This window comes from Chitinophaga sp. XS-30 (genome assembly GCF_008086345.1).
Classification (GTDB): domain Bacteria; phylum Bacteroidota; class Bacteroidia; order Chitinophagales; family Chitinophagaceae; genus Chitinophaga.
In genome coordinates this window covers 2,211,525-2,236,430 of sequence record NZ_CP043006.1, presented here as the reverse complement: position 1 = coordinate 2,236,430, position 24,906 = coordinate 2,211,525, and the positions used below count along the sequence as shown (strand labels likewise).

Sequence of the window (24,906 nt, the reverse complement as noted above, 5' to 3'; positions counted from 1 at the left end):
CTTCGATGATAATCATGCCGGCTTCATCTTAATTATCCAGTTCTTTTTTCAATGCAGTTAAAAATTGATCTGCATGTGCTTTTGTCAGCGCCAGGGAAGGCAGCAACCGGATCACGTTCGGCCTGGCCTCTCCTGTGAATATCCTGTGTTTGAACAAGAGATTCTTTTTCACAGCAGACAGCTCTTCCGGCAGATCGATCCCGATCATCAGTCCCTTCCCTCTTACTTCCCTGATCTTCGGCAGCTTTTTCAATTCCGATATCAGGTAATTGCCGGTGGCTTCCGCGTTGGCGATCAGGTTTTCCCCGGAGATCACTTCCAGTACGGCCAATGCCGCGGCGCACGCCAGGTGATTGCCGCCGAAAGTGGTGCCCAGCATGCCGTAGGACGGCTGGAACTTCGGTGCGATGATGATGCCACCAATGGGGAAACCATTGCCCATGCCTTTCGCCATGGTGTAAATATCGGCCTGCACACCGGCATGATCGTGCGAAAAGAATTTACCGCTCCTGCCATACCCGCATTGCACGGCATCCGCGATGTACACGGTATTGTGCGCATCGCAGAGGCTCCTGATCTTCTGCAGGAAGGATGGCGAAGCTACATTGATGCCGCCAACGCCCTGTATCCCTTCAATGATCACCGCGCAGATATCGTTGGTCTGGAAAGCAACTTCCAGCGCTATCTCGTCTTCCCAGGGCAGGAAGATCACATTGTCCGTTTCGTTCACCGGCGCTACGATCTTCGGGTTGTCCGTTGCCGCTACCGCCAGGGAAGTACGGCCGTGGAAGGATTTCCGGAAGGCGATGATCTTTTTCCTGCCGTTATGAAAAGAGGCGAGCTTGAGCGCATTCTCATTGGCTTCCGCTCCTGAATTGCAAAGGAAAAGCTGGTAGTCTTCCTTGCCGGAGACCTTGCCCAGCAAAGCTGCCAGCTCCTGCTGCAACGGAATATGTATGGAATTGGAATAAAAACCGACTTTATGCAGCTGATCTGTCAGCCGCTTTACGTAGTGCGGATGGGTATGCCCGATGGAGATCACGGCATGGCCGCCGTACAGATCGAGGTATTGCTGTTCCTTATCGTCCCAGACGTGGGAGCCTTCGGCCCTGGTAATGGTAATATCATTAACCGGGTAAACGTCAAATAATTGCATATAGATCGGAATAAAAAAAGTAAAAGATGAATTAGAACACGATGGATTTGAGCTTCAACCCGGCTGTTTCTTCCAGCCCCAGCATGAGGTTCATATTCTGTACGGCTTGTCCCGATGCACCTTTCAGCAGATTATCCTCGATAGTATGGATCACCAGTTTGCCTTCCGTTTTTTCCAGCTGGATGAGGCATTTGTTGGTGTTCACCACTTGTTTCAGATCTATTTGCTTCCGGCTCACATGTGTGAAAGGGTGGCTTTCGTAATAGCTGTCAAACAGCTGGTAAGCCTCTTCCAGTGACAATGCGCAATCCAGGTAAGAAGTGATCCAGATACCGCGCGGATAGTCGCCGCGTACCGGTACAAAGTTGAGCGCTCCTGAATAGGCAGGCTGCAATGCCTGCAAGGTTCGTCGGATCTCCTTCAGATGCTGGTGCGTGAGCACTTTGTAAGTGGAAATATTATTGGCCCTCCAGGTAAAATGGGAGGTGGATTGCAGGCTTTGCCCGGCTCCGGTGGAACCTGTAATGCCGGTAGTATGTACTTCGTTCAGCAAACCGGCCTTTGCCAGCGGCAGCAGCCCAAGCTGGATGGCGGTGGCAAAACAGCCCGGATTGGCGATGTTAGCGGCTTTCCGGATGTCTTCCCGTTGCAGTTCCGGCAGGCCGTACACGAACGCCCGGCCGTTAACGCTTTCGCCTAAACGAAAGTCCTGGCTGAGATCAATGATGCTGATATGCTCCGGAATGGGCGTGGTTTCCAGGAATTTCCGGGATTCCCCGTGCCCGAGGCAGAGGAATATCACGTTAACGTCCGCGGGTATCTCCCCGGTAAATACCATCTCCGTTTCTCCAAGCAGGTCTGCATGCACGGCATACAAGGGATTTCCCACATTGCTCCGGCTATGCACAAATGCCAGCTCCACATCCGGGTGATTCAACAGCAGGCGAATGGTTTCGCCGCCGGTGTACCCTGCCCCGCCAATAATGCCTGCCCTGAATTTTTTGTCCGAATTCCCTTTCATCCGTTTATGTTTATTTTTTGCCGTCAACGTCTTCACTCACCTGGTGCCAGATCATCGTCTGATTGCCGAAGATCTTGGAAAAGCCCCGCACATCCTCTCCGCTCCAGCCCTGATTCATTTCGCCGTATTTGCCGAATTTGCTGCTCATCAGGTCGTAGGCGGATTCGATGCCTGTTACCTGGAAACGGTAAGGCTGCAATGTCACAAACACCTTGCCGGTTACGTGCTGCTGACTGTTTTCCAGGAAGGCTTCAATGTCCCGCATAACGGGGTCCAGTATCTGCCCTTCATGCAGCCAGTTGCCGTAGAACTGCGCCAGCTGGTCTTTCCAGCTGAGCTGCCACTTGGTGAGCACATGTTTTTCCAGGGCGTGGTGCGCCTTGATGATCACCATCGGCGCAGCCGCTTCAAATCCTACGCGGCCTTTGATACCGATGATGGTGTCGCCCACATGCACATCGCGGCCGATCGCGAACGGCCCTGCGATGCTTTGCAGGTAAGTGATGGCTTCGGCGGGGTGGCCGAATGTTTTATCGTTCACACCCTTCAGTTCGCCTTTCTCGAAAGTCAGCTCCACCTGTTCGGGTTGTTGTTTTGTCAGTTGTGTGGGGAAAGCCTCTTCCGGCAGAAAGCCATTGGAGGTCAGCGTTTCCTTTCCGCCTACGGAAGTGCCCCAGATGCCTTTGTTGATCGAGTACATCGCTTTTTCGAAGTTCACCTGTACGCCTTTGGATTGCAGATAGGAGATCTCCTGTTCGCGGCTGAGCTTCAGGTCCCGGATGGGGGTGATGATCTCCACCCCGGGGATCATGATATGGAAGATCATATCAAACCGCACCTGGTCGTTGCCCGCACCCGTGCTGCCGTGCGCTACGGCATCGGCGCCCACTTCCTTCACATATTCCGCAATGGCCAGCGCCTGGCTCATCCGCTCGGCGCTTACGCTCAGGGGATAAGTGTTGTTCTTCAGGATATTGCCGAATACCAGGTACCGGATCACTTTGTCGTAATAAGAGCGCACCGCATCTACGGTCTTGTGACTTTTCACACCAAGGCTGTAGGCGCGTTGCTCGATCTCTTTCAGTTCTTCAGCGGTAAATCCGCCCGTATTGACGATCACGGAATGCACTTCATAACCTTTCTCTTCCGAAAGATATTTTACGCAATACGATGTGTCTAATCCCCCGCTGAATCCCAGTACAACTTTTTTCATCTGCTGATAATTTTTTCCCGGCTGTCAGGAATAATGCTTCCGGCTGCCGGGCTTTTTTCCTTATTATTTAAATGGTAGTTCGGTGATAAAAATATGTTTAAAGTCCCCAGAAAAAGAACCTTTTTTTATTATTTCCGGCAGCCCCACTGCTGTTATCTCTCCGCATGGACTTCAGCAGCACGTATTTCTTGTACCGTACCCATCTTTCGAACAGGGAGAAATTGCCTTTGAACTTCCTTTTTTTCCGTGTTTCCATATTCCCGCCGGGCGTTACCACCAGCTTGTTCTTTTCGGCAGCCGCTTTTTCTTCGGCTTCCTTGGCCTTTTCCACGGGATCGTACAGCATGGCGGTGCAGAGGCAGTTGGTCCGGTTCTTTGCGGTGAGCACATCAAAGTTCACACAGCTGCGGCAACCTTTCCAGAATTCCTCATCATCCGTAAGCTGGGAGTAGGTAACCGGCTCATAGCCGAGGTCTGAATTGATCTTCATCACAGCCAGACCGGTGGTGAGGCCGAATATTTTGGAGTCCGGGTATTTTTGCCTGGACAGTTCGAATATTTTTTCCTTGATCGCCTTGGCTACGCCATGGCCTCTGAAAGCGGGACTAACGATGAGCCCGGAATTGGCGACAAATTTTCCATGGCCCCAGGCTTCTATATAGCAGAAGCCTACCCATTCACCGGCTTTTGTAAGCGCGATGACAGCCTTTCCTTCGTCCATTTTGAGGGAAACATATTCGGGGGAACGTTTTGCTATGCCGGTTCCCCGCGCTTTGGCCGAAGCCTCCATCTCGTCAGTGATGGTTTTGGCATAATGCTTATCGTTGGCAGTTGCTGCCCTAACGATGATATCCTTATTTTCCAACTTGTTAAAAATTGAAAATCGTGATCAATAAATTGATGATGAGAGGTCCGTTTCCGGAAAAACACCCATGAGGGGGTCATGGTGTCAGATAGCGGGTGCTTTAGACGACGCTATCAAATACGAGGTCGTCGGGAGAGATATCTAAGAACAGGAAACCCAATAGCGGTAACACCACCTTCGAAGAGGGGGTGATAAGCAGAGATGTTGGTATGGGTTGAGATGTATTCCAACTTCAGTTCGTCATTAAATTGTTATAAAAAACGGTCGTTTACTGATAAAATCAAACGCAAAGTTATAACTTATTTATCAATCGGGTCATTTTTTTTTGAGCCATGAAAAAAGGGAGGAAACGCGGACTGGCCAGTGTTTCCTCCCTTTTCCGGGAGCCTGTTCCCGGATAGTCTTTGCCCGCACCGGCGCGCTGGGCACCAGGCATGGTCATTCGGCCGGACCGGGGTTCATCGGCGACAGCATGCCGGCCTTGAACAGCTGTTGGCGGATGGAAAGGAGGTCGCTGTCAATACGCCGAAGCGGAAAATTCCGCGAAAGCTCCTGTGGCTTGCGGCCTGGTAAAATATCTCCGGCTAAAATACCCCGATCTCCGCCGCTACCGCCCTCTTCTCCTCCGTACTGGCCGGCGCTACCGCCACCAGCCTGAAATACTGTGCCTTCGCGGCTTTCGGCAGCCTGATCCTTTGTTTTACCGGGCTGTTCTGAATATTGGCGAAATTCCCCAGCACTACCGGTTGCCCCCAGTTCTTCCCGTCATTGCTGACATAAAATGCATAGCTGTAGATGATGCCGCCATTGGGGCGGGGCGTATAGGTAAAGCCGTTCACCGTCGTCACCGCGCCCATATCTACCTGTATCTCATGCGGATAATCGCCGGATTTGCTGATCCAGGCGGTACCGGGATGGCTGTCAAATGCTTTTGCGCCCTCTCCCCTGTTCTCCTGGCTGCTGACAAACAGCAGTTTCCAGTTCAGCGGGGCCAGGTCCATCTCCGCTGTTACCGTGGCGCTGGCCTTACGGCCATTCTCCACAAAGGCTTTTGCCCTGATCACACCCGTACCGGGGAAAGAGAACGGCGTACCCGTGTATTTCGGGGACCTGAGCGTTGGCTCACTGCCATCCGTCGTATAATGGAATACCGGGTCCTCCGAAGCGGCGGTGATGGTGACCATCCCCTCGCCGTTTCTCCTGATCTCCGGATCAGCCAGTAATTCCGGTGCTTTGAAAAGCTTGATCTCGCTGATGACGGGACAAGCCTTCGCATCCAGCAATTCTATGCGCACGGCGGTGGTGGTGGTCGCCGGCAGGCGCAGGATGCGCTTGTAACCGATCGTGGTCTCATTCGCGATCTCCCGGTACTGCCTGCCTTCCAGCACGCTGACCCTGAACGATTTCACCCGCTGCCCCAGTGCAATGTACTCCTGCAACTGCAGGCGGTTGAAGGTCACCGGTTTCACAAAGCTCAGGGTGATCGTTGCTTTCAGTTCGCCGTCATTCGTTGCCCAGTAAGTATTCGGGTTGTTGTCGGTCAGATGCACGGCGCTGCTCAGCGTGCTGTTGCGCCGGGTATTGGTGGCGGTGGTCCTGGCCCGTACCGCAAGGTTCGTTGAAAAAGATTCATCCAGCACTTTCCGCAATTCCATCAGCCGGAGGGAATCATTTTTGTGGATGAGGCCCCTGCGGTCTACCGGCACATTTAACAGCAGGTTAGCATTGCGGCCTACGGATTTGTAATAGATATCGAGCAGCCAAGGCAGCGTTTTCACCTTGTCATCCGTAGACGGACTGTAAAACCATCCCGGGCGGATGGATACGTCCGCTTCCCCGGGTACCCAATGGGTGCCGTCTTCCTGGCCTTTGTTCAGTATTTCCTGTATCCCGCCCATACCCGGGCGGAAATCGTTCCTGTTGAGGGTGCTCCAGTTGGTGGCGCCGGCAAAACCGTCTTCATTACCGATCCAGCGGCAACCCGGACCATTGTCGCTGAAAAAGATCACCTCCGGGTGTATCTTCAGCACGGTGCTTTCAAACAGCGGCCAGTCGTACACCTGCTTCTTGCCGTTCGGCCCTTCTCCGTTGGCGCCGTCAAACCATTGCTCGAACACATCGCCGTAGCTGGAATGCACTTCTTTGAGCTGGTTGGCAAATACCTGGTTGTATTCCGGGGTGCCGTAGGCCGGGTGGTTCCTGTCCCAGGGGGAGAGATATACCCCGAAGAGCAGCCCGTATTCCCGGCAGGCGGCGGAAAGCTCCTTCAGCACATCGCCTTTACCATCCTTCCAGGCGCTTTCCCTCACCGTATGTTTGCTGTAGGCGCTTGGCCAGAGACAGAAGCCGTCGTGATGCTTGGCGGTGATAATGATGCCCTTCATGCCGGCGGCCTTGGCCGTTCTTGCCCATTGCCGGGCGTCCAGTTCCGTAGGATTGAAAACCTTCGGGTCCTCGTCACCATGCCCCCACTCTTTGTCGGTAAAAGTATTCGGCCCGAAGTGTATGAACATGTAATATTCCAGTCGCTGCCATTTCAGCTGCGCGGCAGAAGGCAGGGCGCCGTAAGGCTTGATATCCTGCTGTGCCTGTGACTGCAGCGATCCGAACAATAAAAAAATGAAAAGTGCTTTTCTCATAGTGCTTTGATTGCAGACGTGTTGACTTAAAAATAACACCCAACCGGCCATTTCCTTCATTTTGGTAAGATCGTGACAAAGAATGCTAAAATACTATGACGCCAAAAGAGCGATAACCAGCCGGCCATCGCTCTTTTTAACAATTTTTTATACGATCGCTCAGTTTATTTTAGCTCCATCTTCAATGGATGTAACATACACCTCCGGCACTTTACCGAACTTCTCATTATAACGGGATTGAATAAACGAAATAAATTCATCTACCTTGTCTGCTTCTACCAAGTTGATCGTACATCCTCCGAAACCGCCGCCCATCATACGCGCGCCGGCCACTTCGGGCCTTTCCCTTGCGAGACCGGCCAGAAAATCCAGCTCCGGGCAGCTCACTTCATACAACCTGCTCAGTCCCTCATGCGAGGCATACATCAACCTGCCCACTTCATCCAGTTCATTCTTTTGCAGATGAGCGCAGGCCTTCCCCACCCGTTCATTTTCCTGTGTCACGAACAGGCAGCGGTCATATACCTTCGGAGATAACTTGTCTTTATACTGTTCCACCTGCTCCGCGTTCAGATCGCGCAGGCTGCGGATACCGGGATAGTACGCCCTGAGTACCTCCACGCCTTCCTCGCACTGGGCGCGGCGCACATTATACTCGGAAGAGGCCAGGGAATGATGCACCATGGAATTGCACAGCACGATCTTGTATGCTGCGGAAAATTCGAAGGGGAAATACTGAAATTCCAGGCTGCGGCAATCCAGCAGCATCACCTGGTCTTTCCGGCCGTGCAGATTGGCGAACTGGTCCATGATCCCGCATTTTACACCGGGGAAAGTATGTTCCGCCAGCTGGCCTATCCTGGCCATTTCCATGCGCCCCAGGCCCAGGCCCAGCAAATGGTCCAGCGCCACCACCAGGCCGCCTTCCACGGCAGCGGAGCTGCTCATGCCCGCGCCGATGGGAATATCGCCGCTGACCACACAATCAAAACCCTTCATTTCGAATCCCCGCTGCTGCAGCTGGTACACCACGCCCATCAGGTAGTTGATCCAGCCTTCGCCGGGTTTTATATCCTTCAGGGAAAAGGACCGCTGCTCGTTGTTGAACAAGGCATAAACATTACAGGTGTCCGTACCATTCAATGCAATGGCATAGATGATCTTTTTATCGATGGCGGCGGGCAAAACGAAGCCTTCATTATAATCCGTATGCTCGCCAATGAGATTGATCCTGCCGGGAGAGGTGACAATAACCGGGTCTTTTTCGAATAACTGGTGGAATTTATCCTTTACTTGCGCAATCATTAAAGCGTATTTTTTACACCTAAAAGTATAAAAACATACCGGCAAGGCAAAAATCCCGGAAAAAATTTCTGCTGACAGGATATTACCCCTCTTCTCCATGCGCTCTCCTTGAGTTCTCCTTGAGTTGTGTTGCGGCAAATGGTTTCGTTAAAATAGTATCAGTATAAAACAAACGGGCATTCTCCGGAAAGAGAAATGCCCGTTTGTATAGCGGTATGACCGGATCAGGCAGGTAAGCCCTTCTTGTGACCGGCGTAAGCGAAATAAAGGATATAAAGGTAGCAGGGGATCATGATCGCATAAGGCAGCTGGCGGTTATTGTCCATCGCTTCCACGATCAGGCCGTACACCGGCGGCAGGATGGCGCCACCGGCAATACCCATGACCATCAATGCGGAGCCCTGCTTGGTGAAGGGGCCGAGCTTGTTGATCGCCAGCGGCCAGATGCCAGGCCACATCAGGGAATGCGCAAAGCTCATGAGGATGATGAAGACGATGGAGGTCATGCCCGTTGTCAGCAACGCGCCGATGGTGAATACCACCCCGAGAACAGCGCAGGCGATCAGCGCTTTTTTCTGCGAGATATATTTAGGCACGGCTGCTACACCGATGATATAACCGATCGTAAAGGCCACCAGGCAAAAGATGCTCAGCTTTCCGGCCACGTCTTTCGCGAGGCCGTTATATTCGCCGTACAACGCCAGGGTATCGATGGCCAGCACTTCCACCCCCACATAAATAAAGATGCAGAAGGCGCCGAGCAGAAGGTACGGGATCTGGAAAACGGAAGTACGGCCATATACATCCACACCGGGCTCCAGCGGGGCGGCCGGCTTGTCATTTTCAATATCGAGCTTGGGCAGATCATCCTCTTCCTGGTTGATCTCGGGGAGATGGGCCTTGCGCACGAAGACGGCCAGCAATATCAACACACCAGCCATGACGGCATAGGGCATGATGAGGCGGCTGGCCAGCAGGTCGAGTTCCGCTTCTCTGGCTGCGCCGGCGAGGGAATCGATCTTTTCGGAGATCTGCAGCGTATCGCTGAACAGGAGCTCTACCAGCACCAGGATGCCGATCATGCCTGCGATCTTGTTGCAGATGCCCATGATACTGATACGTTTGGCCGCGCTTTCAATGGGCCCGATGATCGTCACATAGGGATTGGAAGCAGTTTGCAGCAGCGCCAGGCCGGTACCCTGAACGAAAAGGCCTGCCAGGAAAATCGGGTAAGAACGCATCTGCGCAGCCGGGATAAATATCAGCGAACCTACCGCGATCGTTAGCAAACCGAGCGACATTCCCTTTGGAAAGCCTATCTTCCGGAGTATATAGGAAGAAGGATAAGCCATCACAAAATAGGAAATGTAGAAAGCGGTAGCCACCAGGTACGCAGCGGAGTCGCTGAGCTCGCAGGCTTGCTTGAGGAACGGGATCAGTACGGAATTGAGCCAGGTAACGAAACCAAAAATAAAGAATAGCGTGGCAATGATGGCCATTGCCTGATTGTAGTTACCGCGCGGAGCGGCAACTGTAGCGGACTTATCATTCATCAGATGGTAGGTTGATTAAATAAAGAATAAAGATTGCCACGAACATAAAGAACAATTTGCTAATTTCATAAATATATTAGCTAAAACGTTTGAGCAATTTAAGAAAATACGATATTTATTCGACTTTTTAATCTTTTGTCAAAAAAATATTTATACATTTAGAGCCAATTTTCAACAAATTCACGTTTATGTCGCAGCAGAACAAGCAAGGCACACATCCCACGTTTTTTGTACTGATACTGGTATTTTTCTTCTGGGGATTTGTTGCAGCGTCTAACAGTATTTTCATCCCATTTTGCAAAGCGCATTTCGAGTTGAACCAGATACAATCGCAATTGATCGACTTTGCGTTCTATGGCGCTTACTTTATCGGGGCACTTGTCTTATACCTGCTTTCTGCTATACGGGGAGTGGACATCCTGAACAAGATAGGGTTCAAGAAAGGGATCATCTACGGCTTGCTGATCTCCGTTGTCGGCGCAATTGCGCTGATCGGCGCGGTGAACCTGGGAGAGGGCATGGCGGACAAGACTTCCGCATTCTACCTGATCCTGGGCGCATTCTTTATTGTGGCGCTTGGTTTTTCGCTGCAGCAAACGGCGGCCAATCCTTTTGCCATTTTGCTGGGCGACCCTGCCACCGGCTCGCACCGCCTGAACCTTGCGGGAGGCGTCAACTCCTTCGGCACCACCATCGGGCCGCTGATCGTGAGCATGCTGCTTTTCGGCAGCGCTGCGGAATCCGGCGCCGCGGCAGATACGGACATCAGCAAGATCAACACCCTGTATATCCTGCTGATCGTACTGTTCCTCATTGCGGCAGGGATCTTTGCGGTCACTAAAATGCCCAAGGGCACGGAAGACGAGCATTTCGAATCCTCCTCCCGCGCTACCCGCTCACTGGTGGGCATTTCGCTGATGTTCATCCTGATCCTCATCGGTATCATACTGGACAAGCCGATGCCGTTTTTTATCGCCGGCATCATCGGGATACTCTTTATCCTTTTCTATTCCCAGTCTTCCGCCCGCAAACAGGGCGACGGATGGGGCGCGATGAAATATCCGCAGCTGATCATGGGCATGATCGCCATCTTTGTATATGTGGGCGTGGAAGTGAGCGTAGCCAGCAATATGGGCGAATTGCTCAAGACACCGGGCTTCCTCACACTGGAAGGCCTGAAAGAATCCGAGCTCGATCCCTATGTCGCCATCTTCTGGGGCGGCCTGATGATCGGCCGGTGGACGGGCGCCATCACCGTATTCAACATCTCCAAAGCAGCCCGCCAGGTTTTGTCCGTGGTGGTGCCTTTTATCGCTTACGGCGTGATCCTGGGCGTAAATGCCCTGAAAGGAAATGATATCACCAAACTCTATCCTTTCGCCATCTGCATCGTGGTGCAGATACTCGGCTTCTTCTACGGACAGGAGAAACCGGCCAAAACGCTGATGACCTTTGGTATCATGGGTGTTGCGGCAATGGTCATCGGCTTGTTTACCGAGGGTGAAGTCGCTACTTTTGCGTTCATCAGCGGCGGCCTTTTCTGTTCCGTGATGTGGCCCTGCATTTTCGCATTGTCCATCGCAGGCCTGGGTAAATATACCGGCCAGGGTTCATCCTTCCTGATCATGATGATCCTGGGCGGCGCACTGATCCCCCCGGTACAGGGAGGCCTGGCGGACATGCCGGCGATAGGCATTCACATGTCTTATGTTGTGCCGGTGATCTGTTTTGCATACTTAGCATTTTTTGCGTTTCGCGTTAAATCAATTTTAAAATCCCAAGGAATAGACTATGAGTCAGCAATTAGCGGTGGGCATTGATATTGGAGGAACTAATACAAAATTTGGCGTTGTAGACCGCCGCGGTACGATTTTGTGTCAGGACAGGATGTCAACCAAAGCTCACGAAGAAGTTACGATGTTCCTGGCCGAACTGCACGAGCGTTTATCCAAGCTGATAGACCAGGTAGGCGGCATTGAACATATCAGAGGTATAGGTGTGGGTGCGCCCAACGGTAATTACTACACCGGCAATATTGAATATGCGCCGAATCTGCGCTGGAGAGGGGTCATTCCGCTGGCCAGGATGCTGCAGGACCTGTTCGGGGTGCCGGCCGTGCTCACCAACGACGCCAATGCGGCGGCGCTGGGGGAAATGACCTATGGCTCCGCCCGCGGCATGAAGGACTTTATCACCATCACCCTCGGCACCGGCGTAGGCAGCGGTATCGTGGCGAACGGCCAGATGATCTACGGTCATGATGGCTTCGCAGGCGAACTGGGGCATATCATTGTGATCCCCGGTGGACGGCTGCATACCGGCACCGGCATGCACGGCTCCCTGGAAGCTTATGCCTCCGCTACGGGCGTAACGAATACCGCCCTGGAGCTGCTGGAAAGCCGCCCGGATGAACCAAGCCTCCTCCGCAACTACAAAACGGAAGAGCTCACGTCTAAAGTGATCTATGAAGCAGCCATTAAAGGCGACAAGCTGGCGATAGAGATCTATGAGTTCACCGGAAAAGTGTTGGGAGAAGCCCTCGCCAATTTCGTGATGTTCTCCAGCCCGGAAGCCATTGTGCTCTTCGGCGGCCTCACACAGGCAGGAGACCTGATCATGCGCCCTGTGCGCCATCATATGGAAAAGAACCTGCTGCCCATCTTCCAGAACAAGGTGAAGCTCGTGTTCTCCGAACTGCGCGAAAGCGATGCCGCCATCCTGGGCGCCAGCGCTATGGCATGGGAAATGAAAGACTAACAAAAAAGCACCGCTGCCACGGCAGCATTTAACGAATATAATAGCCACGGGGTGTATCCGGTTTGTGATACACCCTTTTCTCATGGCGCCAGGCCGTTCTTAGTATTGACACATCCTCGTATATTTAATCTTCAAACGTGTGAACAATGAGCAGTAGAAGACATTTTTTCAAGACCGCCGCCCTCAGCGCTGCCGTGCTTTCCCTGGAAGGCCCTTCGGCTCTCGCCCAATCCCGCAAACGCAGGAAACATATCGTAAAAGGTAAACCCGTTGTGGTCTCCACCTGGGACTTCGGTGTTGCTGCCAACAAAGCCGCATGGGAAATACTGCAAAAGGGCGGCCGGGCACTGGATGCCGTGGAAGCCGGCGTACATGTACCGGAATCGGATATCAAAAATACCACGGTAGGCATTGGCGGCGCGCCGGACCGGGATGGCCGCGTTACGCTGGACGCCTGTATCATGGATGAATTTGGCAACTGCGGTTCTGTTGCCGCACTGGAGCACATCATTCATCCCATCTCCGTTGCGCGCAAGGTGATGGAAAAAACGCCGCATGTGATGCTCGTAGGCGACGGCGCCCTGCAATTCGCACTGGAGAACGGTTTCAAAAAAGAAAACCTGCTCACGCCCGAATCCGAAAAAGCCTGGAAAGAATGGCTGAAAAAAGCGGAATACAAACCCGTCATCAATATAGAAAATCAATCTTACGAAGGTAAAGGCACATCAGCATTCCATCCGCTGCAGCTTCCCGGCAATGTGTACAACCACGATACGATCGGGATGATCGCAATGGATGCCGAAGGCAACCTGTCCGGCGCATGCACCACCAGCGGTATGGCCTATAAACTGCATGGCCGCGTGGGAGACTCCCCCATCATCGGCGCGGGGCTTTACGTGGATAACGAAGTAGGCGCCGCCACCGCTACCGGCGTGGGAGAAGAAGTGATCCGCGTGGTGGGCAGCTTCCTCGTAGTGGAACTGATGCGGCAGGGATTCTCTCCCGAGGCTGCCTGCCGGGAAGCCGTGCTGCGCATCGTGAAGAAAAAACCGGAAAAAGCCAGGGAGATACAGATCGGCTTCCTTGCCCTGAACAAAAAAGGCGAGCATGGCGCTTTCTGCCTGCAGCCCGGCTTCAGCTATGCGCTGAAGAATGCGGAAAAAGAAGAGATCATCAAAGGGAAATTCCATTTTTCGAAATAAGTAGAACGTTTGACAACAGGAGGATGTTCCGTTCCGGGAGCATCCTCCTGTTATTTTTATACCTGCCCCCGTTGGCGTACTTTTACAGATCATGAAAAAGATCACACTGGAAATATGCGCGGCCTCCGTAGCCTCCTGCACCGCTGCACAGGAAGGCGGGGCGGACAGGATAGAATTATGCGACAACCTGCTGGAAGGCGGTACCACACCCGGCTACGCAACGATATTGACCGCCAGGGAAAAAGTGAGCATCGCGTTATACCCGATCATTCGCCCCCGCGGCGGTGACTTTTTGTATGACGAGACAGAATTCAGCATCATGAAAAAAGACATCCAGCTATGCAAACAGGCAGGATGTGACGGTGTAGTGATTGGCCTGCTGACCCCGGCAGGGAAGGTAGACAAAGAACGCACCCGCGAACTAGTAGAACTGGCCTGGCCGATGGGCGTTACTTTTCACCGTGCATTCGATATGACGGATGATCCTTTCGAAGCGCTGGAAGATATTATCAGCACCGGTTGCGAACGCATCCTTACTTCAGGCCAGCGGAATACCGCGCCGGAAGGCGCTGCGCTCATCGCGCAACTGGTGAACAAAGCCGCCGGCCGCATCAGCATCATGGCCGGCTCCGGTGTCAGGGAGCACAACATCGCGGAACTGGTGAGAACATCCGGAGCTACCGAATTCCACACCACGGCGAAAGCGTATATCGACAGCCGCATGGTTTACCGCAATCCCCATGTAAGCATGGGCGGGATTCCCGGCGTGCCGGAGTACGGCATCGCCGTTACGCAGGCGGAGCAGGTGAAGCGCATCCGGCAGGAAGCAGAGGCGGTATTAAATGCATAAACACTGCCGGTGCCGGTACGCGTGATAAAGCGCATCCGCACAAAAAGGAATGACCACCAGCACATGAGCGCCGCTCCCTGTCAATGTGGAAAAAATCTGTATTAAAATTTAATCTCATAACTCCTTAAAGCAGAATCCTAACCCTCCCATCCCAATGTTAAATCCTCGCTTCGCATTTGTATATACATTAAATAAATTTTAAATTGGTGGCGGCTTGAGGAATAACTTCCTTCTTTTACATTGCAGAACGACAAATGCAGGATGCTGATGATGCGGCATGGGAAAGGCATGAAAGTTGTATCGATTAGATGGAACTAAAGAGTATATTCATATATATCATCCGGACATCTTAACACATTCGTATGCAGCGACCCATAATCTTTATGATGATGGTCCTGCTCCCTGGCTTCGCATTGGCGCAGATACAGGGTCAGGTCATCAAAGTGCTCAGCTACAATATCCACCACGGGGAGAATACCAGGGGGGAGCAGGACATTTCCGGCATTGCCACCGTGATCCTCGCCACCAATCCTGATCTTGTTGCCCTGCAGGAGGTGGACAGCTGTACCAACCGCGTCAAAAAGTCCAACCTGCTAAAGGAGCTGGCGGCGCAAACCGGCATGTACGTCTATTTCGGAAAAGCTATGAGCCATGACGGCGGTTCATATGGCAATGGCATCCTTTCCCGTTATCCGATTGAGCAAATGTACACCATTCCCCTGCCGGCCAAAAGCGAGAAAGGGGAACCGCGCTGCGCCGCTGTGGTAAGGGTCAAACTTCCGGGGGACAGTCTGCTCCGGTTTGCCAGCACGCACCTTGATCACCAGGAAGATCCGGCTGACCGTATAGCGCAAACCAGCCAGCTCCTGAAACACTTCTCGCGGGACAGCATGCCGCTGATCCTTGCGGGAGACCTGAATGCGGAGCCTGCTTCCAAAGAGATCAACACATTGAAAAGCTTATTTGCGGACGCCAGCGAACAACTGGGCGCTACCTGGCCCTCAGACACGCCTACGCACAAACTGGATTATATCATGTTGTACCCGAAATCACGGTGGAGCATGGTCAACTCCCTGGTGCTGCAGGAAACAGTAGCATCTGACCACCGGCCGGTGATCTGTGAACTGCTGCTGAAGTAACCCGGCATACAGTTAGCATTTTTTCGCACGGAGTAAACGTTTTTCTGAAGCTTGCTGATTAACCCGACAGACAGTTAGCATTTTATCGCGCGGAATAAACGTTTTCTGCAGCTTGCTGAATAACCCAATATACAGGTAGCATTTTTTCGCACGGAGTAAACGTTTTTCCGAAGCTTGCTGAATAACGCTCCACCCAGATAGCATTTTCACTATACCTGATACGCTTTTGCCTCCCCTCACGGGAGGCTTTTTGCTGCAATCGATTTATCAAATTTTTAGCGCACTAAAACGTTTTAGCCCTGACATTTTACTTATTTTAGCCTTCCGGCGACATATCTGCCGGGAGACTAAACAAAACAGTGACATGAAAAAATGGTTGGTTGCGGCGGCCCTCGGGCTAGCCACTGCTGCACAGGCGCAGCAAACAGACTACACGCAGAAAGTAAATCCCTTTATCGGAACAGGCGGCCACGGCCACACCTACCCCGGCCCAAGCATGCCCTTCGGCATGGTGCAGCTTGGTCCGGATACAAGACTGAAAGGATGGGACGGCTGCTCCGGATATCACTACACGGATTCCATCCTCTATGGTTTCTCCCACACACACCTGAGCGGCACCGGCATTGAAGATTACTGCGACATCCTGCTTATGCCCGTCACCGGCAAACCATCCTGGCACAATGAGGAGTATGCCTCCCCCTTTTCGCACAAAAATGAAAAGGCCTCACCAGGGTTCTACAGCGTGAAGCTCGACAAATACGATATCACCGCTTCGCTCACCACGACCAAAAGAGCGGGGCTGCATCAATACGAATTCCCCGCTTCCGCAAGGGAAGGGCATATCCTGCTGGACCTGTATCACCGGGACATTGTGATCAACTCCAGCCTGAAAGTGCTGAACGACAGCACAGTCATCGGCATGCGCCGGTCCAACTCCTGGGCAAAGGACCAGGTGCTGTATTTCGCGATGAAGTTCTCGCAGCCTTTCAAGTCCCATGCCGTTGCACTGGGAGACACCACGAAAGGTGCGCTGCATCAGGCGGAAGGCCGGAACATCAAAGCATATTTCACCTTTGACATCAAAGGTCCCGTTATGGTAAAAGTGGCCATTTCCGGTGTAGGCGAAGAAGGCGCGATGAAGAACCTTGATGCGGAAATGCCCGGCTTCCGGTTTGAACAAACGCTTGCCGATGCAAAAGCCGCCTGGAACAAAGAACTCGGCAAGATCGAGGTCAAAGGCGGCACACCGGACCAGCAGACGATCTTCTACAGCGCATTGTATCATGCCTGCCTCAATCCCAATCTCTATATGGATGTGGACGGGCAGTACCGCGGCACCGATCAGCAGATACACCGGGCGGAAGGTTTCGACAATCACAGCGTGTTCTCCCTTTGGGACACGCACCGCGCCCTGCATCCGCTGATGACCATCATCAACCAGCAAAAAACGAACGACTGGATCAACACATTCCTCGTACAATACAAATACGGCGGCATGCTGCCCGTATGGGAACTGAGCGCCAATGAAACCTTCTGCATGATCGGATACCATTCCGTACCGGTGATCGCGGACGCCTGGCAAAAGGGCATCCGCGGATACGACGCCCGGTACGCGCTGGAAGCTATGCGCAGCTATGCGGAAAGCGACCGCTTCGGCATTCCCGATTATATCCGCCAGGGATATCTCAGCCTCGAAACACAACCCGAATCCGTTTCCCGCACGCTGGAATATGCGTATGACGACTGGTGCATTGCGCAAATGGCGCTTTGGCTGGGGGACAAGGCTACCCATGCCCGTTATATGCTACGGGCGCAATCCTACAAGAACATTTTCGATGATTCCACCGGTTTCATGCGCGGCAAGATCGGCGGAAGATGGATGAGTCCTTTCGATCCCTCCGAAGTGAACGGCTTCTTTACGGAAGCCAATTCCTGGCAGTGCAGCTTTGCCGTGCCGCAGGACGTGAGCGGCCTGATCGCGCTCCACGGCGGCCCGGAGCAATTCTCGAAGAAGCTGAACGCACTGTTCACCACAGAGGAAAAGCTTTCCGGGAAACACCAGTCGGACATCACCGGACTGATCGGGCAGTATGCGCACGGCAACGAACCAAGCCATCACATCGCCTACCTCTTCAATTACATCGGTCAACCCTGGAGGACGCAGGAACTGATCCACCAGGTGATGACCACACTATACCACAATGCCCCGGACGGCCTCAGCGGGAATGAGGATTGCGGGCAGATGAGCGCCTGGTTCGTGATGAGCGCCATGGGCATCTATCCCGTAACGCCCGGCAGCGGCTACTATGCCCTCGGCACCCCGCTGTTCGACCAGGTGATCATTCACCTGGAAAACGGCCGCCAATTTACCATCAATGCCAAAAACCGGACGGCAGCGAACTACTATGTGCAATCCGTGCAGGTGAACGGCCAACCGCTCGCAAAGTCATGGATCGATCATGCCACGATAATGAAAGGCGGGGCGATGACATTTACGATGGGTGGACAGCCCAATAAAAACCGGGCCTCGAAGCCGGCAGACCGGCCGCAAAGCAGCATCCGCGGTACACAGATCGTGCCTGTGCCTTACGTCATAGCGGAGGCAGACCGGTTCAAAACCCCCATTCTTGCAACGCTGAAAGAAACATTGCCCGGCGCGGCCATCTATTATACGCTGGACGGTTCGGAGCCTGACAACCGTTCATCCCGCTACACAAAACCGGTGGAAATAACGGAAACGGCTATGCTCAAAGTCGTAGCGTACAAGGACGGCCGTTACAGCCAGGTCGTATCCACACCCTTTTACCGCATTCCGGTGGACAAGACCATACAGGTATTGTCAAAGATCCATCCATCGTACGATGCGGGCGGTCCCGATGCGCTGATAGACGGCATCCGGGGGAAAGAGGATTTCAGACTGGGCGCCTGGCAGAGCCATTACCCCGGCAACCTGGAAGCGGTGGTAGACCTGAAAGCCCCGCGCCCGTTGAAAAAGCTCGGTCTCGGTGTGCTGCAGGACCTCGAAAGCTGGATATGGTATCCCACGCAGGTAGAGTTCCTTGTTTCTGATGACGGGCAGCATTTCCGCTCTCTCGGCGTGGTGAAGAATACGTTCCCGGACAGGGAATACGGCAGCTTCATCCAGACACTGACATTACCGGTGAACGTCACCACCCGTTACGTAAAAGTAGTGGCATTGAACCATGGCACGATCCCCGACTGGCATCCCGGCAAAGGCGAAGCCGGTCATATTTTTGCGGATGAAATCATTATAGAGTAGTATTTTCCGGTAGCTAATAACAAGTACATGACCATAAAAAGATTATTCGGAATAATGGCGGGTTGCGCTGTGCTGGGCTTTGCGGCCTGCTCGGAAAGCGGCCCGGCCTCCACGGCCCCCAAAGCAAAGGTGAGCATCATTCCCCTGCCTGTAAGACTGCAGGAAACAGCAGATTCCTTTCTGGTGGACAAGCAGACTGTACTGGTAGCGGCGTCCGAAGCAAACAAGCAAACGGCCGCGTTATTCAATGCCTGGTTCTCCCGGCTGAGCGGCTACGAGCTGAAAATAGCGGACAGCGGTACGCATAACGTGATCGTTCTCCGGAGCATTGCCAATCCCGACGAACAACGTGGAATGGCGGAAGGCTACGCGTTGAAAGTAGAGCATGACCGCATTTCCATTCTCGGTGACGGCAATGCCGGCACGTTCTACGGCATGCAAACGCTGCTGCAGCTGCTGCCCGTGCAAAAGGCCAATGCCTACTGGATAGCCGGCGTGAATATCTCCGATCATCCCCGCTTCCCCTACCGCGGGCTGCACCTGGACGTTGGCAGGCATTTCTTCCCGGTGGAGTTTATCAAAAAATATATCGACCTGCTGGCGATGCATAAAATGAATACTTTTCACTGGCACCTTACGGAAGACCAGGGCTGGCGCATCGAGATAAAAAAATATCCGAAGCTGCAGGAGATCGCGTCCCGCAGGAAGGAAACCATGGCAGGGCATTATGACGACCAGCAATTCGATGGCAAACCCTACGGTGGTTTCTACACCCAGGAGCAGATCAAAGATGTGGTGGCATATGCGGCGGAAAGGCACGTTACCGTGATCCCGGAGATAGAGCTGCCCGGTCATTCGCTGGCGGCGCTGGCGGCATATCCGCATCTTGGCTGCACCGGCGGGCCTTATGAAGTAGGCACCAAATGGGGCGTGTATGATGACGTGTACTGCGCAGGCAATGATTCCGTCTTTACTTTTTTGCAGGATGTGCTGGATGAAGTGATGATGCTGTTCCCGGGCAAATACATCCACATCGGCGGAGACGAAAGTCCCAAAACACGATGGGAAAAATGCCCGAAATGCCAGCAGCGGATCAGGGAAAACGGTTTGAAAGACGAACATGCGCTGCAGAGTTATTTCATTCAGCGGATAGAGAAATACCTGAACGGCAAGGGCCGGCAGATCATCGGCTGGGACGAGATACTGGAAGGCGGCCTGGCCCCCAATGCCACGGTGATGAGCTGGCGCGGCACGGAAGGCGGTATTGCCGCGGCCAAACAGCATCACGATGTGATTATGACGCCCGGCAGCCATGTGTACCTCGATCATTACCAGTCACAGGGCAAAAATGAGCCTGTTGCGATAGGTGGTTACACGCCTGTCAGCAAAGTATATTCCTACGAGCCGGTACCTGAAGAGCTGAACCCGGAAGAAAGCAAATTCATATACGGCGCCCAGGGAAATGTATGGACGGAATATATGAAGAATGCCGAGCATGTGGAATACATGGTGTATCCCCGCGCCATTGCGCTGGCGGAAGTGCTGTGGACACAGGCAGAGAAAAAGAACTATGACAATTTCCTCGAAAGGCTCAAATCCCATCTCCCCCGCCTGGAGCTGAAGAACGTCAACTATGCAAAACATGTTTTTGAGGTGCGCGGCCAGGTGGAAAGCGACGGGCAGGGCGGCGTTCAGGTAACGCTGGACAGCAAACTGGACGGCGGAAAAATATATTACACGACAGACAGTGCCGCGCCAACAGCCCAATCCACGCCTTATACAGCGCCGGTGAAAGTAGAACGTTCCGGCGTGATACGGGCAGCCGTTTTCCAGGGAGACCGGATGTACGGCAACGAATTCCGGCAGGCGTTCCAATTCCATAAAGCCGTAGGCAAACCGGTAACGCTGGCCGCTCCGCCGCATCAAAATTACGATCCCGGCAGCCCGTTCGCATTGGTGAACGGCATCAGGGGAGCGCTGGAATTCAATGACAACCAATGGTCCGGCTACAACGGCAGCAATTTTGAAGCGGTGGTGGACCTGGGCGATTCCACGGCGATCAGCTCCATTTCCATCGGCCTGCTGCAGGCGAAAGACAAATGGATCTATGCTCCCCGCGAGATCAGCTTCCTGGTTTCTGATGACGGCAAAACGTTTAAAAATGTCTTCAAGCTCACCGGGCTTGATGAAAGCAATACCAGTGGCCTGATACAAAAAACGGCGGTGCTGGAAAACACCAAAGCCCGGTATGTGAAGTTTGTGGCGCTGAATGCGGGGAAAATACCCAAAGGCAAGCCCGGTGAGGGAAGCCCGGCCTGGTTGTTTGTAGACGAATTGATCGTGAATTGAACATATCGTTTAACCAGACAAAGGCTCCGCGGGGAGCCTTTTGTTTTTCCCGGGACCGTACGCACAAGGGCAGGTTCCGGATCGAAGAAGGGTCATAATAACATTTCTACTGTTAATGGGCATTTTTGCTCGTGAAATATAAATTTTCGAGGACAATCCCTGTATTTTATTTAATTTTCGGGCTCGTTTTTAAAAACGCTAAAAAACTTGAACAATGACCATTAATCACCAGGAAATTGAACTGATCGACAGTTTCGAACAGATTTCCGTGGAAATCCACCCTACGGCGAAGGAAGGATCGCAGGCCGTAGCGAGGGAAATTGCTACTCTTATTCGCGACAAACAAGCAGCAAAAGAGACCGCAGTATTGGGTCTCGCCACCGGATCAACACCCAAATACCTTTATGCAGAACTGGTACGCCTGCACAAGGAAGAGGGACTTAGCTTCAAAAACGTGGTTACCTTCAACCTCGACGAGTACTACCCCCTGGAACCGGACGCCCTGCAGAGCTACAGCCGCTTCATGAAAGAACAGTTATTCAATCACATTGACATTCCCGAAGGGAACTACCACATCCCGGACGGCACCGTGCCCAAAGAGCAGATCAAGGCCCATGCTGAGGCTTATGAGCGCCGGATCGAGGAAGCCGGCGGCATCGACATCCAGATCCTGGGTATCGGCAACAACGGTCACATCGGCTTTAACGAGCCGGGTTCAAGCATCAACTCCCACACCCGCCTGGTAACGCTGGACAATTCCACCCGCCTGGCCAATGCTTTTGAATTTTCCAACATGAGCCAGGTGCCGCGCCTCGCCGTAACCATGGGCATCAGCACCATCATGAAGGCCAGGAAGGTAGTCCTGATGGCCTGGGGCTCCCACAAAGCCAGGATCGTACGCCGCTCCGTGGAAGGTAACAGTACGGACCAGGTACCCGCCTCGCTCCTGCAACAGCACCGCAACTGCAAATTTGTGGTAGACGAGCAGGCCGCTACGGAACTGACCCGCAACAAGGAACCCTGGCTTACCGGCGACTGTGAATGGACGCCCAAACTGATCCGCAAGGCAGTCACCGGCCTCGCCCTCAAGCTGAACAAGCCTATCCTCATGCTGACGGATAAGGATTATAATAACAATGGCCTGAATGACCTCATTGTACAATACGGCTCCGCTTATGAGCTGAACATCGAGGAATTCAATGCCATCCGCGATACCATCACCGGCTGGCCCGGCGGCAAACCCGGCGCACAGCTGCCGAACCACCCCGAGCGTTCCGAACCGGCCAGCAAACGCGCCCTTATCTTCTCTCCGCACCCCGACGATGATATCATCTCCATGGGCGGCACCTTCATCCGCCTGCACGAGCAGGGGCATGATGTGCATGTCGCCTACCAGACCTCCGGCAACATTGCGGTAACGGACGAGTTCCTGCTCCGCTTTATCGACTTCGCCGTAGGTTTTGAAGAGATGTTCGATATCGACCGCAGTAAAAGCTCCAAGATACTGGAAGACGCCAGGGCGTTCATCCGCATCAAGAAGCCCAGCCAGAAGGACACTCCGGAGATCCGCGCCATCAAAGGCCTGATCCGCCGTTGCGAAGCCAAAGCCACCTGCCGCTACGTAGGCATCAAGGACGAGAATATACATTTCCAGAACCTGCCTTTCTACGAAACCGGCCTGGTGGAGAAGAAACCCATGGGCGAAGAGGATATCCAGCTGACGGTAGACCTGCTGCGTGAACTGAAACCGCAACAGATCTTCTGCGCAGGCGACCTCGCTGACCCCCATGGCACCCACAAGGTTTGCCTGGACACCATCTTTGCCGCACTGGACAGGGTGAAAGGGGAAGACTGGGCCAAGGATTGCTGGGTATGGCTCTACAAAGGAGCATGGCAGGAGTGGGACATCCACGAAATTGAAATGGCTGTGCCCATGAGTCCCGACCAGGTATTGCAGAAACGCCTCGGCATCTTCATCCACCAGAGCCAGAAAGACGTGGTTCCCTTCCAGGGCACGGATTCCCGCGAGTTCTGGCAGCGTGCCGAAGAGCGCAACGCCAATACCGCAGAACTGTACGACAAGCTCGGCCTGCAAAAGTATGCAGCCATGGAAGCTTTCGTACGGCACCATTTTATGTAGAATGTTCGTCTTTTATACACCAGCGACGGTCCCGGTAACCCCGGGGCCGTTTTGCATTTTTACGTACCTTTGGCCATGAGCGTTTACCTCCTGGCAGGACTGATCATCGGGCTGATCGCGGGCAGCCTGGGCAGTTATCTCTTCCTCCGCAAATACTATATCTCCATTCACCAGGCCATCACCCGGCAAGAGGTACAAGAAGCATACGTGCAGCGGGACATGTACGATAATCTCCTGTACAACCTCCAGGAAAAGGAGAAGGAGCTGGAAAGCCGGATAAACGATGTTATCCGCCTCAACAGCCAGTTGGCTTCCCTCGGAAAGGAAAAGGAGCTGCTGGACCAGCGACTGGCGGATTTCGGGCAGGAACTGGCCAGGATACACGACACCAACCGGGAGCAGTTCCGCAACCTCGCCACAGACATCCTGAGAGAAAGAAGCCGCGACCTCGCGGATACCAACAAAACCTCGCTGGACCATATCCTCAGTCCCCTGAAAACAGATATCGGCCAGTTCAGGAAAACGATAGAAGATACCCGGAAGGAAGATATACAGGACATCACCTCCCTGAAAAAGGAAATTGAATCCCTTCACCGCCTGAATACCCAATTGAGTGAAGACGCGCAACGCCTCGCCGGCGCCCTGAGATCCGATGTAAAAGTGCAGGGCGGATGGGGAGAAGACCGCCTGAAACTCATCCTCGAAGCCGAAGGCCTCCAGCGGTACATCGATTATACCAGCGAAGAAGTGCACCGGGACAATGAGGCGGAACGTAACCGGCGGCCGGACGTTATCCTGAAGCTGCCCGATGGCAAACACCTGGTCATAGACAGCAAGGTATCGCTGAATGCATACGTTGCCTATTTCAATGCCAGCGATCCGGGCGAAAAGAAAGCGCTCATCAAACAGCTGGTACGCAATATCAACGACCATATCGATGAACTGTCCGCCAAAAATTACCACTCGCTCGGCAGCCTGAACACACCGGATTTCGTATTCATGTTCATGCATTTTGAATCCGCACTGACACTGGCGCTGAATGAAAGTCCCGATATCTTCAACCGCGCCCTGAAGAAAAAGATCGTCCTGATCACACCTTCAACCCTGGTAGCCACTTTCAAGATCGTCAGGCTGCTGTGGCAGAATGAGAACAGGGTACGGAACGTGGAAGAGATATTCCGGCAATGCGGCCTGTTGTACGACAAGTTCATCCTCTTCCTGGAAGAGATGCAAAAGATCGGCAACAACCTGCGGCAGGCCAGCGCGTCGCATGACGAAGCCATGAAGCGGCTGAAGGACGGCAAACGTAAAAACGATACCATCATCGGAAAATTCGAACTGATAAAAGAACTGGATGCGAAGACCGGCAAAAGCCTGCCGGACAATATTGCAACGGAAATGGATATACTTTTTCCGGAGGATGACGAAAAATAAAAG

General features: G+C 53.2%; 16 protein-coding genes. 9 read left to right on the top strand and 7 right to left on the bottom strand.

The genetic code is table 11. The annotated features are described in order from the left end of the window. Positions 1 to 28: 28 nt before the first annotated feature. The 7 genes from FW415_RS09225 to FW415_RS09195 all read right to left on the bottom strand — a co-directional run bounded on the left by FW415_RS09225 (position 29) and on the right by FW415_RS09195 (position 9,752). A complete protein-coding gene (locus FW415_RS09225; RefSeq protein ID WP_148384048.1) occupies positions 29 to 1,156 on the bottom strand; it encodes an aspartate aminotransferase family protein in 1,128 nt (375 codons plus the stop codon). A gap of 31 nt (positions 1,157 to 1,187) precedes the next feature. Beyond that, on the bottom strand, positions 1,188 to 2,177 hold the full coding sequence (gene argC / locus FW415_RS09220; RefSeq protein WP_148384046.1) for an N-acetyl-gamma-glutamyl-phosphate reductase: 990 nt from the start codon (positions 2,175 to 2,177) through the stop codon (positions 1,188 to 1,190). 10 nt (positions 2,178 to 2,187) lie between these two features. Further along, on the bottom strand, positions 2,188 to 3,390 hold the full coding sequence (argG, locus tag FW415_RS09215; protein WP_148384044.1) for an argininosuccinate synthase: 1,203 nt from the start codon (positions 3,388 to 3,390) through the stop codon (positions 2,188 to 2,190). A 97-nt stretch (positions 3,391 to 3,487) separates the two neighbouring features. After that, on the bottom strand, positions 3,488 to 4,255 hold the full coding sequence (locus tag FW415_RS09210; protein ID WP_148384043.1) for a GNAT family N-acetyltransferase: 768 nt from the start codon (positions 4,253 to 4,255) through the stop codon (positions 3,488 to 3,490). A gap of 584 nt (positions 4,256 to 4,839) precedes the next feature. Next, positions 4,840 to 6,894: an alpha-L-fucosidase gene (locus tag FW415_RS09205; protein ID WP_148384041.1), complete on the bottom strand. Its 2,055-nt coding sequence runs from the start codon at positions 6,892 to 6,894 to the stop codon at positions 4,840 to 4,842. 159 nt (positions 6,895 to 7,053) lie between these two features. Continuing rightward, positions 7,054 to 8,199 (bottom strand): galactokinase, encoded by a 1,146-nt coding sequence (gene galK / locus FW415_RS09200; protein WP_148384039.1) that lies wholly within the window; start codon positions 8,197 to 8,199, stop codon positions 7,054 to 7,056. A gap of 224 nt (positions 8,200 to 8,423) precedes the next feature. Next, entirely contained in the window at positions 8,424 to 9,752 is a 1,329-nt protein-coding gene (locus tag FW415_RS09195; protein WP_148384037.1) for a sugar MFS transporter, read from the bottom strand. 188 nt (positions 9,753 to 9,940) lie between these two features. On the opposite strand from FW415_RS09195, the gene FW415_RS09190 reads away from it, so the two are divergent. The 9 genes from FW415_RS09190 to FW415_RS09150 all read left to right on the top strand — a co-directional run bounded on the left by FW415_RS09190 (position 9,941) and on the right by FW415_RS09150 (position 24,903). Beyond that, the gene (locus FW415_RS09190; protein ID WP_148384035.1) at positions 9,941 to 11,572 is read left to right on the top strand and encodes a sugar MFS transporter; all 1,632 of its coding nucleotides are present in this window, start codon (positions 9,941 to 9,943) and stop codon (positions 11,570 to 11,572) included. Next, complete coding sequence (locus tag FW415_RS09185; RefSeq protein WP_148384033.1) at positions 11,544 to 12,509, top strand: ROK family protein; 966 nt, start codon at positions 11,544 to 11,546, stop codon at positions 12,507 to 12,509. The genes FW415_RS09190 and FW415_RS09185 overlap by 29 nt, the downstream gene beginning before the upstream one ends. A gap of 146 nt (positions 12,510 to 12,655) precedes the next feature. Further along, positions 12,656 to 13,711: a N(4)-(beta-N-acetylglucosaminyl)-L-asparaginase gene (locus FW415_RS09180; protein WP_148384030.1), complete on the top strand. Its 1,056-nt coding sequence runs from the start codon at positions 12,656 to 12,658 to the stop codon at positions 13,709 to 13,711. 91 nt (positions 13,712 to 13,802) lie between these two features. Then, a complete protein-coding gene (locus FW415_RS09175) occupies positions 13,803 to 14,561 on the top strand; it encodes a copper homeostasis protein CutC (RefSeq protein ID WP_148384028.1) in 759 nt (252 codons plus the stop codon). A 362-nt stretch (positions 14,562 to 14,923) separates the two neighbouring features. Further along, complete coding sequence (locus tag FW415_RS09170) at positions 14,924 to 15,700, top strand: endonuclease/exonuclease/phosphatase family protein (RefSeq protein WP_148384026.1); 777 nt, start codon at positions 14,924 to 14,926, stop codon at positions 15,698 to 15,700. A gap of 364 nt (positions 15,701 to 16,064) precedes the next feature. Continuing rightward, positions 16,065 to 18,980, top strand: a complete 2,916-nt coding sequence (locus FW415_RS09165) for a GH92 family glycosyl hydrolase (RefSeq protein WP_148384024.1) — start codon at positions 16,065 to 16,067, stop codon at positions 18,978 to 18,980. Between the two features lie 27 nt (positions 18,981 to 19,007). Beyond that, on the top strand, positions 19,008 to 21,329 hold the full coding sequence (locus FW415_RS09160; protein WP_210420852.1) for a family 20 glycosylhydrolase: 2,322 nt from the start codon (positions 19,008 to 19,010) through the stop codon (positions 21,327 to 21,329). 214 nt (positions 21,330 to 21,543) lie between these two features. Continuing rightward, positions 21,544 to 23,469: a glucosamine-6-phosphate deaminase gene (nagB, locus tag FW415_RS09155; protein WP_148384022.1), complete on the top strand. Its 1,926-nt coding sequence runs from the start codon at positions 21,544 to 21,546 to the stop codon at positions 23,467 to 23,469. 75 nt (positions 23,470 to 23,544) lie between these two features. After that, positions 23,545 to 24,903 carry a DNA recombination protein RmuC gene (locus FW415_RS09150; RefSeq protein ID WP_148384020.1) on the top strand — a complete coding sequence of 453 codons (1,359 nt, stop codon included), beginning with the start codon at positions 23,545 to 23,547 and terminating at the stop codon, positions 24,901 to 24,903. Positions 24,904 to 24,906: the final 3 nt, after the last annotated feature.